We start from the raw sequence: 16,958 nt of genomic DNA, 5'->3' as shown, positions 1-16,958 counted from the left end.
GTAGTGTTGTTTTTGGTTAACACTACAAATTAACTCTGGGACAGTGACAGCCCTATGTCAGCAGGTTTAGGGTGATCTAAATATTTTCCGAAATTTTATCAATCATTTGCTTCAGCTTGTCTTTTACCCGCGTTGGTTCTATAATTTTCGCCCTATCCGCGTACATCATAAACCAGCGGGTAAATCCCTCTATATAGGGCGTAAGGAACTGCATTTCCACCTCATCGCCTTTTATTTTCTCAGATACAAAACCATGATAATATTTCTGTTGACCAACGTAGGCAGCAGAATCCCTCTTAATGCGAATAACGATATTAACCAGGTCTGTTCCTTTATATAGATTTTCGAGGTGGGTTTGCAGCGGGGCATGCTTTTTAGTAAAGTGCTGACTGGTAACTTCCAGGTTTTCCATACGGTCGAAACGGAAATCGCGGTAGTCGACCCGAAGCCTGCAAAAAGCTATGAGGTGCCAGTTGCTATCTAAATAAAACACCCCTACGGGTTCTATCTCGCGTGTGATTGCATCTTCTTTGTAGGCGGCTTTGTAGCACATGGATAACACCCGTTTCTCAGCTATACTTTGCAGGATATTTTGCAGCGGATTAATATCTCTGATCTCCTGATGGGTGCGCGACTTAAGAATCTCGATATGGTTATCAATCGTTTCTAAATAGTCCTTATCGGTACTGCGCAACACTGCCTTTATTTTGTACATGGCCGAGCGGTAGATTTCGCTGTTGGCCGAGTCGGTCAGTTTTTCTACAAGTTTTTCGGCAGTTAAAAAAGCGGCTGCTTCGTCGCGGGTAAACATTACCGGGGGTAAACGATAACCATCCACTAACGAATACCCCACCCCAGCCTCACCGATGATCGGGATACCTGCCTCTTCGAGGGTTTTAATATCTCGGTAAACAGTGCGCAGGCTGATACTGAACCGGTCGGCAATGTCGCTTGCCTTTACCGTTTTGCGCGATTGCAGTTGGATAAGTATGGCAGAAATGCGATCAATACGGTTCATGTGGTGATGTTTGGCGGCTTGGCAAAGTAAAGAAAAATTACCGAGCCAAGTGTTGAGTTTTGACTTTGTGCGGAGTAAGGAAGCTTCGATTATTGGAGCGTGGAGCGGATAGTTTGGTAAAGGCACAAGTACTCAGCCCGCAACCTAACGCTGAATACTTGCGCCAGGTTGGTGGCACGCTCGCGCCAGCGATGGGATATTTAGATCAACCCGTCAAAAACCCGCATCTGACAATAACGATAAATCTATTATAGGTATGTTACTTCTAAGGCTGGTAATTAACTCTTTCGTGATCAAATCAGTTTGTAAAGTTGAAAGTTTCTCAATAATCTCTAACTCTCTTCGTTGCTCTTGAATCATAAAGCTGTCGTGTTCTATCTGAATATCGCGGCTTGGGTCTAACGTATTATGGTTCTCTTTATCTTGAATAAAAAGATCAACTGTATCCAATGTAAAAGAAACAATGTCGGTAATATGTTCGATATTATTATCTATCAAATATCTCAATGCACATTGAACCCCTGTAGATGCGTTTAATGCAAACGATGATAAGGCGCTGCCGAAGTTATCCATGTCAGGAATAATATCATCTACTCGCGATATCATGTCCTCAATCTCTACATTAGATAGATCAAGATCATCGACTATATAATTATAAATTAATTCAATTCCGTGAAACAGTAGGTCGCTATCTCCCCAATCATATTTTTCTTGAAAGACAACATAATGAGGGTAAAGTTTATCAACCGTTAGGAACGCGAAGACACTCCTTTGTTTTTCTGATAAACTTAATAGTTTGCCTTTTACATCCCGTTCAAATTGATTCATTTATTGCTAGCTTATTGAGTTACCAATCGCTACCCCAAAAATTTTCTTTTGGTAATTGTCATTTCCGAAGATAGGTTTACAAATTAACACAACAAAGTCTTGCCAGCTAATCTAGCGCCAGAATCATCCTTAAAATCTAAACCCAAAATTCAAATAAGTCAGCATACCATCTTTAGACCAACCCAACGCCGCCTGGAAAATTATTACACGGGCAGGTATAATGTAGAAACCGCCACCGTAGCCCCAGTGCCACTCGTCTGAAGATTCACCGGGAACCCAAACACGGCCAACATCGTTAAAACCCACCATACCCACCGTACCGGGGAAAAGATACGAGTTGAAGTTAAACAGCTTTAAGCGGAGTTCGAAGTTATCGTAGGCCATAGTATGGCCGGTGAAGCGGTTGGTGTGAAAGCCTCTTAGGTTGCGAGGGCCACCTAAACGCATTTGTTGAAAATACTCGGCATGGCCTATTATGGTTCCACCGCCTACACGGTTAGCTACTATCAGCACCGAATCTTTATCGGGATTAAAATAGGTATTAAATTCTGTGAGTACCTGCGCGTAGGTGCTGTGGCTGTTAACCAGCCCGGTTGCAGTAAAAACATCCGTATTCCAGTATACACCGCTGGCCGGGTTTATAATATTATCGCGGGTGTCATATCTTAAACCACCTATTACGCCGGCGTAGGCGCGGGCATTGTAAACCTTTTCGCCAGGATTTTGCTGATTATATTCATCTAAAAAATGCCCTGTATTTTGCGACTGCGGGCTGTAATAAACCTGGCCCACCAAACCGTAATTTACCTGCCAGCTGTTTTGATAGTTATGATACAAGCGGCCGTCTAAATTGATAGTATTGTAGTGGTTTCGGTAATACTCAATTCCGTGGTCATCATCTTTTTTAAACTGGGTGTTGTTGCCTATACCGAAGAAGTTGGCAACATTATGCGGACCGCGCGAAAGCACATTGATAAAAAGATCGTTATTGCCGATGGCCTTTTTAAAATCGCCATTATAACTAAATGACAACGACTCCCTGCCCAGCGAGTAGCCCGCCAATATAGTTTGATGATAACGATAAGGCTCTTTACGGAAACCCTGCTTTTCGAAAAGCATACCGCCAATTAGGATAATGCCTTCGTCTGTACTGTAGTTAGCAAGTACTATTGGTGATGTGTTGTTATACTTAAAGGCAGTACGGTCGAAATAATTTACCGAAGTATCGGTTGATGTGCGGATCTTCGCGTCTGCGCCCGAAGGCAGCATATTTTTCTGGTCCGAGCGATCGTAAACATACAGATCCTGGTGGGCATTGAGTTTTGGGGCTACGTAAAAACTATCCACCCCATCGCCACCAATCATGCGTATTTTAATGGGTGAAGCTTCAGTTCCGCCTACATTAAAAATATCCTTGCCACCCATGCCATAAAGCCTGATCTCTTTGGTAACCGTTGGGTCGAATATGCGATGATAGATAACCTGGGCAGTGTCGCCGCTCTTCTTAATTTTGTTAATGGTTACCTCTACCTTTCCTCCGGCCTGTTCGTTTACGGTAAACAGCTCCTGCTTATCTGTTGCGGGTATATCTACATGGTCGGCCAGAAAATTATAGTAGGTTAAGGCAATTTTGCTGAGGTTATCCCGGCGACCCTTTAGCGCAGTGATCAGTTGCGCGGCCGACATTTTGTAGATAACCGGCGGCATGCGTTTCATAGCACTTTCTATCAAGCTATCGGTCAATAGCTTTTGCACGTCGGCAATCTGCTCTTTCCAATCATCCTCACTCAGTTGCGTTAAAAAATAACGGTCGAAGTAACGGGCATTAAAATTCCATCCCGGTACATCGCGGATATCGCTACGGTAGGGTTGTAACTGCGATTTCAGAAACTGGTGCGCCAATACCCAGGGGAAAATACCCGATGTTGTATAAAACACCTTATCCCTGTCGCGCGGTATTGGTGTGTAAACAATGCCGGTATCGCCCTTATCATGCACCCAGCGCCACTGATCTTCGTGGCGGTCCCAGTCGCCCATAATAATATCAAGCAAACGGGCCCTCAAAACCAGCTTCTGTTCTACGCGATTGTCATTATCAGCCTCTAATTTCTTTTCAGCTTTTTCACTATTGTCAGATTTGTCTACGTCCAGCGGGTCGCGCTCTTCAAATAAAAAAACATGGTTGGCATACTCCTTCCGAAACTTACCCAATGCCGGATCATCTGCCACGTAAACAATCTGCGGGTTAGAATGCGGGATGCCCAGCGCCTCGGCCAATGGCGGTACTATTAACGCCGAAAAAGGGTGTGAGGTGGACACCTCGTCTTGTAAAATATCTTTAACAATGGTTTTACGCAGGTTAGGTGGCAGCGCGCGGTCGGGGTATTTTTGAACCGTACGAAGCGCCCAGTCGTGCCCCTCTTTGTCCTTTAGTTTGAGCGAACGGGTTTGTTTGCCACCACCCTGCTCTATTACTCTAAGCCCATTCTCTTTTTCCAGGTAAAATACCTTCATGGTTACCGGCGTGGCCCATAGGGTTCGGTAGTTTTCGCCAAACAGGGTTCGATGTGCGCCGGACACATCGTTATAACTGGGCTCTACGGCAATTGTTATACTATCGCCTTTTATAGTTTGCGAATAGGCCGCCAAGCTGCCAAACAGCAACGTGATTAAAGTAAAGGTGATTTTTTTAATGTAAGTAAAAAGATGCATGCAGGGGCTAAAGGCTTTAAGGATAAGTAGTTTTTTTAAGCAAATTACTACAATAACACTAATTGTTAATATTTGTGCTGCGCATAATGTACTTTATAAAATATTATCACATGGTGCAGCGTTTTTGTAACAACAGGTAATTATGAAGTTGACTGAGCGATGTGGCGGGATGCCTATTTAAAAGGTAGAAGATTAAAACGAGACACAAAGTATCGTGTCTTTTACGTTTAATTTCCCTGCACTAATTAACTTTTTCTTCAACCGTTACCCTGATAGCCTTTAAACCGGTTACGCCCTGCAGTTCTTCGAGGTCGAGTTGTTCGATATCAGCGGCAAGCAGCTTCTTATCCTGAAACTCTTTAATATAGTTCATAAACTCGTCGGCTTCGGCCTGGGTAAAGTAAACGAGGGCTATTTTGCCGGGTTGGGTTAGGCGCTCATCGGTATCTTTGATCAGCACTTTATCAATGCGCTTCTTGATCACCTCGTAGCGGATATTATAAACACCTTCCACGTCAAACCGGCGCTCGTCTTTTCGGAAACAAATATCTATTGGCCCCGAATGCACAAAAATAAGTTGCGTGGTTTGCAGCTTGCATTTCATCCTGGTGGTTAGCTTGCCGGTGATCTGCACAATATCGATCATCGATTTTAATTGCCACTGGCGAAATGCTCCAAGCTTGTTATCATCAAAAGGTTTATCTGGTGCCAACGACTGGCCCGTGTAAATGTCATACTCCACACCATCTGTGCGGAATTTTTCGAAATAGCATGGGTAGATCTTCTGGAGTTTGGGGTGTGCCTTTTCGAAGTAATTATTGAGTGCAGTATTGATCATCCCGATGGAAATTTCCAACTCACGGCGAGCCGCAAAGCCATCGCCTGAAAGCTCATCAGTCGTTTCAAAATATTCTTCAATTAATGCTGTTGTTTCAGGTACTTCAGCTTTTAGTACATCAAAAACGCTATAAACCTCCGACTCTAAGAAAGCTTTAATACTTGCCTCGTCGGTATCTGTAATTTCTTCGCTAACCTGCCTGAGCCACGTATCGCATTGCACCAATATTTCGGGTTTAAAGGCAGCAGCTTTGTGTTTCTGTATAGCGTTAATGGTATCTGATAACTTTTGCAATGTGGCCTTTAAATCATTCTGCAAGGCCAGGTTACGTTCGTTTGTAGAATTGCGGATATCGACAGCACCATACAGCGGGTCGACATCTTTAAAGCCCACAGTTTTTATTTCGACGGTGTCCTCATCATCGCGTTGCTCGCGAATGTAGTTCCACGCTACTTCATTAAATTTCCATTCTACAGCATGCTGCAGCGTTGTAAATTTATCCTTAATCACCTCCTCTATTCGCTCGTTAAACTTCTCGATGCTGTTATGCAACAATTGCGACAGTAGCGGCACGGCAATTTCCAGCTTAGACAATAACTCTTCGAAATGGATCACCGATTTTTTGGAGTAAATTTCCATTACACCGGCTACCTTTCTGTTAAAATAAACAGGAAGCACGGCATAAGAAACAATGCCTACCTTATGTAAAGCGGCCAAATAAACGCTCTCCTTAGATTTGTCTTTATCTATTTCGTTGTAAAATACTGCCTTGGGGTCTTTAATATAATCTGCGGTTAGTTGATTATACAACTCTTCCGATACCTTTTCTTTGGAGTAGGCATTAATCAGCACGCTGGTAAAGCACTCCTCGGTATCATAAACCAGCTTGCCGTTTACTTTCAAGAAGGGCAACAGGCCGAATTCAATTGCGTTATTACCGATAAGCGTTTGCAGCGAGTGCGTAACGCTCTCAAAAAGTTCATTCTGATCTGTGAAGTTATTAACCAATGCCAGCCTGATATTCTCTATAGATTGCTGGGCTGTAATATCTTCTACAGTAATTACCGCGAAACCCTCTACCCTAAACATGCTCAATGGCAAAATATCTTCCAAAACTTCGCCACCGGTTCCTACCTGTAAAAACTCTTCTATCAGTCCGGCGTTTAATTCAGGCAGTTCTTGTTTGGCTTTGATCTCGGCATAAGTAGTATCCACGTGGATCTTAAAATATCGCTCCAAGCCGCTCTCGTTGTTCTCTTGTGTATAGATACTATCGCTGTTTATATCAGGCGAAAACTTGTAAACTTTTTTAAGGATAAGCCTGTACAAATATTCCTGCACGCGCTTAAGAAATGCCGTAGACCCCTGATTGAGGATAGTTTTTGGATCGGAATTATAACCTGCAATAAACTGCTGAAAGGCATCGGTTCCGTAGATCATATCTCCCGGCACAGGCATGCCTATACCCCATAGATATTCGGTTTCATCGGCAATAGCCGGCGATAATACCGCATATACCATTTCCAGTACATGCTGATATTTGGCCGCATCTTCAACTGGGATAGGATTGCTCAGTTCGGGATACTCTTCTATCTTACTCAACACCATTTTATAAAACTCACCTTTGATGGTTTTTTCGGTATTGATACGCCGTTTAAGATCTTCGGCAAACACATGAAAAGAAAAGACAGCATCGATAAGCGACTCTGCTTTTAATTTTTTATCTATGTTAAATACGTTTACCTGCATTATTAACTCCTAATACTTACTAACGGGATTAATAGATTTTAAGTTTTAATGTAAGATAAGGATACCAGCCGTCTTTGGAGTATCCGGTTTGCAATTCTAACAGCGCCAAACCTGCGGGCGCAAAATAAACACCGGCCGCCACACTATTATGCCAAACCTTTGATGCAATATCATTTCCCCAAACACGCCCCAGCCCATAGGTTGCCGTTACACCGTATTGCCCCGGCAAAATATAGGGGCTCAAATTATTGAGTTTAACCCGTGCCGATAGGTTATTGTAAAACATCTGCTCGCCTGCAAAACGATATTGACGGAACCCAGGCATATTATCTGGCCCACCCAAAAACACAGACTGATAAAACGGCACATTGCCAAATGTTAAACCGCCACCCATTTTATCAATAACAACCAGCGATGAATTAGCCGTAACACTCTTATACAATTGCAGCTCGGGTATAACCTGGAAGTACGAGCTCGAGTATTTATTTAAACCCGCCATACCCTGCATTTTAATACCCAGGTACAAGCCCCAGATCGGCAAAATGGGGCTGCTCCGTTTATCGTCAGTATAAATGATATTAACACCGGCATGCAGCTTATCTTTATCAATAGCCCCGGCATCGTAATTATTAATGAGCGATGAATTATAGATCAGCCTGTTTTTGTCATCGCCCTCGAAGTGATAATACTGTACTGTTGGGCCGATGCGAACATTTTCTGAGCCTGTTTTATTATGGAATCGTGCATAAGCATCGAAACCAATGAGATCGAACTTTGCCCGGTAATAGGTATGGTAACCGCTATCCTTAATAAAAGGCGTATTATTCCCCTGACCGAAATAATTGATCACCTCGGGGGTATAAACCCGCGCCTGCAACTCGAGATCAGCTTTACCCAGCGCATTAAACCATTCGCCCGTGTAGCGTAAACGATTGGCATTGTTGCCGAAGCCGTGCATAAAGTTTATTTCCTGCGTACTCCCCGGCGATTTACGGAAGCCATTACGGATAAACTTTATGCCTCCCTGAAGCCAAAAGCCATCGTCGGGATTATAACCGGTTGATAGTTGTGGTATGGTAGTATTAAAAAGATTAACCGGGATGTAGCCAACCGTAGTAGAATCGTCAGAAAAATGTTTGCTTATTTTGGCTGTCTCTGCAGCAGGCCCGCTGAATACCGCATTGCTTTGTTTGTCATATACTTTGGTATGTTCATTGGCGCTTATAACATGATAGCTCTTTTTACCCTTGCCGCCGACTACCCGCACTTTAATTTTAGCAGATTGGTCATCTATCGAAACGCTGTCTTGCCCTTTACTGGCGTAAATGCGCAATTCTTTAGTAACAGTATGATCGAAAATTTTGGAGAACAATGCATAGCTAACACCTCCCTCAGGCGTTCGGCGGTAAACCGATACGCGCACGTTATTGCCTGTAGTATCTTTAATAATGAAGAGCTCGTCAACGTCGGTAGCCTTAATATCAACTATCCGGTTAAAAAATCGGTAGTAGGTATCGGCAGCTTCAACTAAATGGTCGCGGCGGCGTTGCATTAGTTTTAGCAATTCTTTATGCCTCAGATCATACGCAATCTTAGGTAATTTGTGCAGCGAGGTATTAAGAACCGAATCCGTTAGCGATGCTGCAAATTGCTTGGCAGTTTGTATCCAGGTATCGTAACTAATGCCTGATAAAAAGCGCGCGTCTAACTCGTGCCCCTGGTAATAAAAATCGTTGATGTTATCTTTTTTAGCCTTATAACCTTTTAAGTAAGGCGACATCCATTTGCTGGCAGCCATTGCGGGTATCAGTCCTTCGTTAATAAAGAAAGCTGCTTCGCGATTACGGGGTACAGCCTTATAATACTTATTCTTACCACGCTGAATGTCCGTCCAGCGCCATTGATCTTGCTGCTGATCCCAGTCGCCAATAAACCAGTCCAGCAAACGTGCGCGATAAAACTCCAGCGTATCAACACGGTTGGCATTGTCCTTATTCAACTTCCGTGTCATCAAACCTGTATTATCCGATTTTTGACCCGGGTTAGTTTCTTCGAGAAGGCAAATAGTACCGGCGAAATCCTTTTCATAAAACCCCAGTTTCCTATCCGGCGATACCCAGCCGATAACCGGATTGGTATGCCCTACCTTAACCGCGTCTGCCAGTACAGGCACCATCATAGATGCATAAGGATGCTGCGCCGACATGGCATCGGTAAGCCACGATTTGGCGTAGGTTTCCCGACGGGCGGTTGGCAATAAGATCTCCGGGTATTTTTCGATACTGCTCAAAGTCCACTCTTTTCCCGATGCATCACGCAGCCTAAGCGAACGGGTTTGATGTACCGTACCATATTGTATGGGTGTTAGTCCACCTTTGTAACTGCTCACTTTAATAACCGGTAATTTTACCGGCGCAGCCCACTCTTTGCGGTAGTTTTCGCCATATAATTTGCGGTGCAAGTTGCTTACCTGATCATACTCCGGGCGGGCTTTCACCACAATACTGTCGGCAGTTACAGGTTTACTGGTACTTACAGCCAATGGTGCTGCAACTTTATACGGTTTGGTATAGGTAAAAACCTCCTTAAAAATGGTATCTGTTCCGGCGTAGTAGGTAAACTTAATGCTCTTGTCCACTAGCAAATCTGCAGTTACAAAACCTGGCTTGGTTTGCGCATATAGTGCGTATTTACCTTTCTTAACATAAGCTTCTTTAGCGCCCGAGCCGCTTACCACCTGGATCTGCTCGTGGTCTTTGATAAATTGCAAGCCATGTTCGTGCCCCGAAACATGGATCACGTTGGGATAGTCTTCAAATACCTTGTCTATCTTGTTGATCATGGCCTTGTATAACGGGTGCCCCTGATCTTCCGTTACCGAAAACGTGCTACGTAATAAAGGATAAAATGCGCCTAATATCGGCACCGGGATATATAAGTTCTGTTTTACAGAGGTAAGTGGGAAAAAGTAATCCAGAATATCGTAATACCCGCCATGGTGTCCGTACGACCAGAATGGGTGGTGGTCTGCCAGCATAATTACCTTATCGCGATTGCGGTTCAATATTTCTCGCATACGTGCGGTAATTTCGTCTTCGGTTTTGCAATCGCAATCAGCATCGGGGTTTTCTTTACTGTAGATGTAAACCCACCATTCGGAGTCGAAAGCAATAACCACTAAGCTATCGTTGATCTTAATTTCGGTTGGGCCGGGGCATCCATTGGCCGGAAGCACTTTCAATAACGAATCTTTTTGCTCGCTGATGTACTCCCACTGGCGTTTCATTTTGGCCAGTCCGTTCGGCCCCATCCGGTCCCAGTCGTGGTTGCCGGGTATAAAGTAAACCGGCGCACCTTTAGCCCGCATCGGCTGATATTGCGATTGTAAGATTCCCTCAGTTTCTTTCTCTTCTTTACTGCCCGGTAAACCCATCCCGGTTGGATAAATATTGTCCCCTAAATAAAACACGGTAGTTTTGCCGGGGATAATTTTTGCCTGTGCATGGGTTAGTACCCCACCTTGTTGCTTATCGGCTTCGCCCGCATCGCCAATATAAATAAGCCGTTGCACAACGTTTTGCTGCGCTTTTAACACGCAGGGAGCCAGCAACAATAAGCAGCATAAAAGTTTCTTCATAGGTTAGGATAGATAAATGCAAAAACCTTATTTGCCCATGTACTTAAATTTGAGCACAGTGCCGGTTTCTATTTTATCACCTTCGTTAGAGATGTATAAGTTGTTTTGGTTATCAAAAGCTATCCCCTCGGGTTGCGGGAAAGTTGATGGATTGAGGTGGAATACCTGCAGCACTTTCCATTGCGGGTTCAGGATTACCAGCAGCTTATTTACCGACGACAGCACAAACCAATTTTTGCTCTTCGGGTTTTGCGCCAATGCCGACGGTCGGAAATTTACTTTCGGATCTTTAACCTGGTTGGCAATATGCCTTACGTTAATCTCGAATTTATCGCCGCGGGTAAGCTTGCCATCGTCGCTAAGGTTAAAAATAAAGCCGCTGGTTTGCTTGGTGGTTTTGTCTATATCGCAATGCTTGCACAATACATACACCTGTTTGCTGGCTTCGTCTGCATATAAACCTTCAAACTCACCTTTAGGCAGCATGTCGCCAAACTCCTGAACTTTCGAGTCGTCAATTTTAGGGTTGGCAACCTCACTTATAGGGAAAGTGAACAACCTTCCCTTGCTCTGCAACATTATAACCTGGTCGCCGGCAATAGCAATATCTTCAAAGTCGCCTGTTTTCTTAAAGCTCGAAAACTTGGCTTTTTTATCGCCAAACTTCATGTAATAAACGCGGCCATTTTCATCTTCTTCTGCATAAAGCAAATCGGGGTTTCCTTTATTAAAGGCTATGCCCGAAACTTCTTCGAGATTATCTGGCAGATAATCTGTTTGGGGCTTATTAAGATCGTAACCGGCCGGGCTTAGATACGGCACCCGTTGCTGGCACGACAATAATGCCAATACCACACATGCGGCTATGACTGTAACACCACAGGTTAACTTTTTTTTCCTTTCAATATGTATTAATTTTTTCAGCATGTAATTTTTAATTATTGAAGCGATGTTATCAACCAGCGGACAAAAGAGCATCCAAAAAATACTTCGAATGAGGGCTGATAGTTCAATGTAGCAATTGCGTTTAATTATTTAGTTATATACACGTACCCGGCTGCAATGTTTACTTACAATACTATTTGTGTTAAACAAACTTTAAGTACGAAGAGCAAAGAATACCTTGATCATATCATTCCATATTTTTCTGCAAACGTTTTCGTAGATAATTGCATCATTTTTACATTGGTTATTAGTATCCTTATTTTTATTACCATTTATTTGTGTTGCCTACGCAAAACCAATTATGAAGAATTTCTTAGACGACAATTTTTTGCTGCCGAATAAGTCGGCCGAACGCTTATACCACGACTATGCTAAGCAAATGCCTATCATAGATTACCATTGCCACCTGCCGCCAGATCAGATTGCTCACAACAAACAATTTGACAATCTTACCCAAGTTTGGCTTTACGGCGATCATTACAAATGGCGTGCATTGCGTGCCAACGGTGTAAACGAAGCCTACATTACCGGCAATAAAAGCGACTACGAGAAATTTGAACAATGGGCGGCTACCGTGCCTTACACCATGCGCAACCCGCTATATCATTGGACTCATCTGGAGTTACAACGCTATTTCGGCATCAATGATCTGCTTAGCCCTTCAACCGCAAAAAAGGTTTATGATGATTGCACCGCCAAGCTGCAAATACCGGAGTACAGTGTACGCAGCCTGCTTACCAAAATGAACGTGGAAGCCGTTGGTACTACCGACGATCCTTTGGATAACCTGGAGTTTCACCAGCAGATTAAACAAGATGGTTTTGGGGTGAAGATTCTGCCATCGTTCCGCCCGGATAAGGCTATGAATGCAGATGACATAGGCGCATTGAATAGCTATATAGATAAACTGGCCGTTGTAGTTAATGCTACCATCGACGATTACGATGCTTACTTGCAAGCCTTAAAACAACGCCATGACTACTTTGCCGCTAACGGCTGTTCCGTATCCGACCATGGCCTCGAATGCATTTACGCTGATGATTATACCGAAGAAGAGATCAGGCCGATATTTAAGAAAATAAGAAACAACCATGCGCTGCTACCGCTGGAAATCTCCAAGTTTAAATCGGCCATGCTATTCGAATTTGCGTTGTGGGATCACGAAAAAGGCTGGGTGCAACAGTATCATTTGGGCGCGTTACGCAACAACAGCAGCCGTGCCTTCCGCACTATTGGGCCGGATACGGGATTTGATTCTATCGGCGATTTTAGTCAGGGCCGCGCATTATCGCGTTTCCTTGATAAACTGGACAGTAATGATCAACTAGCCAAAACCATTATATACAACCTTAACCCGGCCGACAACGAAATGATGGCCGCCATGATTGGAAACTTTAACGATGGCACCATTGCGGGCAAGGTTCAATTTGGTTCGGCCTGGTGGTTTATGGACCAAAAAGATGGCATGATTCGCCAGCTTAATGCACTATCAAACCTTGGCCTTGTAAGTCGCATGGTAGGTATGCTTACCGATTCGCGCAGTTTCCTTTCATACCCTCGCCATGAATATTTCCGCCGCCTGCTTTGCGGCCTCTTCGGCGAAGACATAGAAAACGGTGAATTACCTGCGGATTTTGAATGGACAGGAAAATTGGTGCAGGATATCTGTTATAATAATGCGAAGGGGTATTTCGGGTTTTAGGGGAGAATAGAATTTAAGTTCTGCCCATTAATTAAGTAAACTTGTATTAATAGATAACTTATTATTATAAACACACCCACATTTACATACCACCTTTTTTTAAACCATTGCCAAAAAACAAAGGTGGTTACAATACTGATTATCAGAAGGCATATTATTAAACAATTAATCGCATGGGACAACAGTGTAAGAGGAACTTGTTCTCCTCCTGGATGACCTGCGCTCAACATTGGAATAAGTACAATTACAAAAAGTAAAAAAGCAATAATGCTCCATCCATAAATTTTAGGTGGAGTAATAATAAATCTATTTTCTTTATTAATCAAAGCTCTTATTAATGAGAGTAAATCGCACTAATATAATAATAGGCCATTGAAATTGAACACTTCTTCGATACTGCTCTTCTAATAAGAGTTCATTGAGGTACGAAGCAAACTGGTAGTTATGGATTTCGAACAGGGTTACGACGAGATTGCTTCGTACCTCGCAATGACAAGTTTATAATTGAGTTTCAATCCGAATCTACCGCTATCTTAACATACGTTAATTATTGTGGCCTCATGATTTTCGGGAAGCACAACACTTGCCTAAGCACTGACTTTTAACAGAAAATAAAGCAACCACGAGTTTTTCTTTGGTTACTTTCTTTTTGCGGAAAAAAGAAAGTGACACCCACTAACGATTCATGTCACATACAACCCTTTCCTAATGGAAAACGGATTGCATTATATACTCAGCATGTGGGGTGCTGAAACAAGTTCAGCATGACGGGTGGAGGGGAAGGCTTCGAGATCCTCAGCCTGATAAATCGCGATAGAAATATTATTACTAAAACTTATAACACCTTCTCCCATCACTACCACTATAACTTCCAGTACGGTTTGAGCCTACTTTATCTATATATAAACCCACGGAGAACTCGTGACTGCCGTAGTTATAGTTGCTCAGGGCGTTTAAGGCGTGATCATAAGAATAGCCAATGCGGAGATTGGGGGTGGCGAAAAATTCTATAATACCACCAAAAGCGTTCTGACTTGGCAGATCATTCTGGAGGTTGTTTTTGGGATAGAGTTTAACGGAACTGCGGTAGAACGCGCCGAAACTGAGGCGTTCGTTCAGCAAAATAAAACCGTCAACATCCAATGATGTTGGGCCTTTTACGTCGTCTTTTAATAGCACTACAGGTTTAAATTTTGTTTGGTCGTTAATAGATATCAACGCACCTGCGGTGAGATAGAAATGCGGTTGTGGAATAGGTACCAATATATTCGATTCGTCTTTTTTCAATACAAAACGCGCCAATATATTAGTGGCAGAAACACCTGCAAAATAATTTTCGGTGGAATAATAGATCCCGAAATTAGCATCAGGCGCTATCCGGCTTTGGGATGATACCGGCACGGCCGCATCGCCGGGTTGTACCGCGTTAAGTTTAGAGCCATCTATGCCCAACTGCATCATACCGGCGGCCAATCCAAAGGCCAATCGCGAGTTTTCATTCTCTCCAACCCTTATCCGGTAAGCGTAATTGATATAACCTGTGAGAACGCTTTGCGCGCCTATTTGGTCGTTAGTTAAAACCACACCCAGCCCCACATTTCCATTCATAAATGAGCCGTCACCTGCCACGGCGAAACTTTTGGGCGCACCTGTAATACCAACCCATTGCGAGCGGTAGTATGATTGTACATACAGATCTTCCTTATACCCGGAGTACGCCGGGTTAATATAAATTCCATTAAAAATATATTGCGTAACCTGCGCATCCTGTTGTGCCCTGGCACAAACAGCACTGGTTATAAATATGATTATTAAAATGGCCTTTTTCATTGCTTTACTTAATTTGCTCTCGTCCTCAACAGGGTTATATACCCTTTATACACATCCCACTTTCCATTAGCATCCTGTACCTTTAGCAGGTAGAAATAAGTTCCTTCGTTAAGCCCCTCTCCATTCCATTCGTTATTGTACGCTTTCTTTTGATACACTGTTGATCCCCACCTGTTCATTACCGTAAGCTCATTAGCTGTGTAAATACCTAAGCCAGGGATTATAAAAGTATCATTGACGCCATCACCATTCGGTGTAAACACATTCGGTATAGTTAATCCCGCAATGCTGATAGTATTAGTAGCAGTATTATTGCTCAAATCCGGGTCTGGTGTTGCGGCGCTCACTGTAGCCGTACTTGAGATAGTACCCTGCTTTACAGCTTTCACCAAGTAATCAAGCGATGCTGTTTCGCCGATTGACATTCCGTCCAGCTTCCATGTTATTTTCTTATCGTAACCTTCATAAACCGCGTTACCTTTTGCCGGGGCAGTCAACTGCTGAAAAGCAAGTTCGTCGGGCACCCGGTTCGCAACATTGATCGTATTAGCAGTAGCCGGCCCGTTGTTTTTAATCATAATGGTGTAGGTAAAAGGGTTGTCGATATTCATCGAGTTCAGCGCCGAAGTAAGAATGATCGACATGTCAGCCGGCGAACTGGCCTGATTTGGTTGTATGATCACATTTACGGGGTCCGACAATGCTGAAGTACAATTACTGTTTGTACTCATTACCTGATAACTACCCGGGCTGTTAACCACGTAAGTGTTTTTGATAGCCCCGGCAATAATTTCTCCATTTTTTAGCCATTGAAATCCCGCCCCGGGATTTGCAGCCGCCTTTAAGGTGGCCGTTTGTCCCTGGATAATGGTCACCGTTTGACCTGCAGGGAGGGGAGCGGCATTAGCGCCGCTCCCCCTTGCTGCAAGCATCAGTAAAACCATAAAAGCAGTAATTACTTTTAGGTTAACCATTTATTTATAGGTCAAGTTAGTTGGCTTGTGTACGGATTAAGGCTGAATAGTTACAACTGGTGTGGTTGGGTTAGCCTGTACATCTACGTTAGCGGCACTAGACGTTTGCATGCAATTACTGCCGCCATGGCTGGTAAGTACATAACTCACCTGTACGGTAAAGGCCTGGCTGCCAATTGCGGCATCAGTGGTAGGGCTTAACGTATAAGTTGAACCTGTAGCGCCGGTAATAGCCGTACCATTTTTAAACCATTTATACGTGTAGCCAAATACTTCTGTATCTGCAGTTTCTAAATTAGAAGCGGTTGCCGTTAAAGTTTTTGAGGCTAGGTCACTTACGCAGGCAGTGGTTGGGCCTGTTATGGCGGCGCTAATTGTAGGCAATGCATATATGGTAACAGGAGTCGACACATCTGAAGTACAATTAGCGTTTGATGCTATCGACACGTAGGTATAATACCCTGGCGCTGTGGGTACGTCGGATAAATTGGCCGTGGTTTCTGTTAAGGTTACGGGCGTGCCTAATAAATCTTTTCCTGGGTAACGTTTCCACACAAATGTTGTACCTGTTGAGGCGGCGGCCAGTTTCACGGCTTCGCCGGCGCAATAGGCTGCGGCAGCGCCAGGTAAACCAGCCAATGTAGTAATTTGCGCTTTTACGGTAGTAGCGGCAATCATCATGATCATCGGGATCAGGATTTTGAAGAGTATTGATTTTTTCATGT

At 43.6% G+C, this 16,958-nt stretch carries 10 protein-coding genes; 1 reads left to right on the top strand and 9 read right to left on the bottom strand.

Annotation, left to right across the window (positions count from 1 at the left end):
• Window positions 1-76 precede the first annotated feature (76 nt).
• The 6 genes from GSY63_RS05265 to GSY63_RS05240 all read right to left on the bottom strand — a co-directional run bounded on the left by GSY63_RS05265 (window position 77) and on the right by GSY63_RS05240 (window position 11,709).
• Window positions 77-1,018 (bottom strand): helix-turn-helix transcriptional regulator, encoded by a 942-nt coding sequence (locus GSY63_RS05265; protein WP_166584775.1) that lies wholly within the window; start codon window positions 1,016-1,018, stop codon window positions 77-79.
• 213 nt (window positions 1,019-1,231) lie between these two features.
• Entirely contained in the window at window positions 1,232-1,846 is a 615-nt protein-coding gene (locus tag GSY63_RS05260) for a DUF416 family protein (RefSeq protein WP_166584774.1), read from the bottom strand.
• 129 nt (window positions 1,847-1,975) lie between these two features.
• The gene (locus GSY63_RS05255; RefSeq protein WP_166584773.1) at window positions 1,976-4,558 is read right to left on the bottom strand and encodes a BamA/TamA family outer membrane protein; all 2,583 of its coding nucleotides are present in this window, start codon (window positions 4,556-4,558) and stop codon (window positions 1,976-1,978) included.
• A gap of 241 nt (window positions 4,559-4,799) precedes the next feature.
• Window positions 4,800-7,145, bottom strand: a complete 2,346-nt coding sequence (locus tag GSY63_RS05250; RefSeq protein WP_166584772.1) for a GAF domain-containing protein — start codon at window positions 7,143-7,145, stop codon at window positions 4,800-4,802.
• 28 nt (window positions 7,146-7,173) lie between these two features.
• Window positions 7,174-10,782: a metallophosphoesterase gene (locus GSY63_RS05245; RefSeq protein ID WP_166584771.1), complete on the bottom strand. Its 3,609-nt coding sequence runs from the start codon at window positions 10,780-10,782 to the stop codon at window positions 7,174-7,176.
• 27 nt (window positions 10,783-10,809) lie between these two features.
• A complete protein-coding gene (locus tag GSY63_RS05240) occupies window positions 10,810-11,709 on the bottom strand; it encodes an SdiA-regulated domain-containing protein (RefSeq protein WP_166584770.1) in 900 nt (299 codons plus the stop codon).
• 319 nt (window positions 11,710-12,028) lie between these two features.
• On the opposite strand from GSY63_RS05240, the gene uxaC reads away from it, so the two are divergent.
• Window positions 12,029-13,429, top strand: a complete 1,401-nt coding sequence (gene uxaC, locus GSY63_RS05235) for a glucuronate isomerase (protein ID WP_166584769.1) — start codon at window positions 12,029-12,031, stop codon at window positions 13,427-13,429.
• An 828-nt stretch (window positions 13,430-14,257) separates the two neighbouring features.
• Here uxaC and GSY63_RS05230 read toward each other — a convergent pair.
• From GSY63_RS05230 to GSY63_RS05220, 3 genes are read right to left on the bottom strand one after another with little or no spacing between them, the layout of a single operon-like run.
• Window positions 14,258-15,259, bottom strand: coding sequence for a PorP/SprF family type IX secretion system membrane protein (locus GSY63_RS05230; RefSeq protein WP_166584768.1), 1,002 nt, complete (start codon window positions 15,257-15,259; stop codon window positions 14,258-14,260).
• A gap of 8 nt (window positions 15,260-15,267) precedes the next feature.
• Window positions 15,268-16,233, bottom strand: coding sequence for a T9SS type B sorting domain-containing protein (locus GSY63_RS05225; RefSeq protein WP_166584767.1), 966 nt, complete (start codon window positions 16,231-16,233; stop codon window positions 15,268-15,270).
• A gap of 36 nt (window positions 16,234-16,269) precedes the next feature.
• On the bottom strand, window positions 16,270-16,956 hold the full coding sequence (locus tag GSY63_RS05220) for a hypothetical protein (RefSeq protein ID WP_166584766.1): 687 nt from the start codon (window positions 16,954-16,956) through the stop codon (window positions 16,270-16,272).
• Window positions 16,957-16,958: the final 2 nt, after the last annotated feature.

The organism is Mucilaginibacter agri, assembly GCF_009928685.1.
In the GTDB taxonomy this organism is placed as follows: Bacteria; Bacteroidota; Bacteroidia; order Sphingobacteriales; family Sphingobacteriaceae; genus Mucilaginibacter; species Mucilaginibacter agri.
The sequence above is the reverse complement of the archived record's forward strand: the minus strand, read 5'-3'. Positions and strand labels throughout refer to the sequence as shown.

What these genes read in the sequence shown, in the direction of transcription:
- GSY63_RS05230 (WP_166584768.1), bottom strand. Translation starts at nt 15,259, where the DNA reads ATGAAAAAGGCCATTTTAATAATCATATTTATAACCAGTGCTGTTTGT.
- GSY63_RS05255 (WP_166584773.1), bottom strand. Translation starts at nt 4,558, where the DNA reads ATGCATCTTTTTACTTACATTAAAAAAATCACCTTTACTTTAATCACG.
- GSY63_RS05220 (WP_166584766.1), bottom strand. Translation starts at nt 16,956, where the DNA reads ATGAAAAAATCAATACTCTTCAAAATCCTGATCCCGATGATCATGATG.
- GSY63_RS05245 (WP_166584771.1), bottom strand. Translation starts at nt 10,782, where the DNA reads ATGAAGAAACTTTTATGCTGCTTATTGTTGCTGGCTCCCTGCGTGTTA.
- uxaC (WP_166584769.1), top strand. Translation starts at nt 12,029, where the DNA reads ATGAAGAATTTCTTAGACGACAATTTTTTGCTGCCGAATAAGTCGGCC.
- GSY63_RS05225 (WP_166584767.1), bottom strand. Translation starts at nt 16,233, where the DNA reads ATGGTTAACCTAAAAGTAATTACTGCTTTTATGGTTTTACTGATGCTT.
- GSY63_RS05260 (WP_166584774.1), bottom strand. Translation starts at nt 1,846, where the DNA reads ATGAATCAATTTGAACGGGATGTAAAAGGCAAACTATTAAGTTTATCA.
- GSY63_RS05265 (WP_166584775.1), bottom strand. Translation starts at nt 1,018, where the DNA reads ATGAACCGTATTGATCGCATTTCTGCCATACTTATCCAACTGCAATCG.
- GSY63_RS05240 (WP_166584770.1), bottom strand. Translation starts at nt 11,709, where the DNA reads ATGCTGAAAAAATTAATACATATTGAAAGGAAAAAAAAGTTAACCTGT.
- GSY63_RS05250 (WP_166584772.1), bottom strand. Translation starts at nt 7,145, where the DNA reads ATGCAGGTAAACGTATTTAACATAGATAAAAAATTAAAAGCAGAGTCG.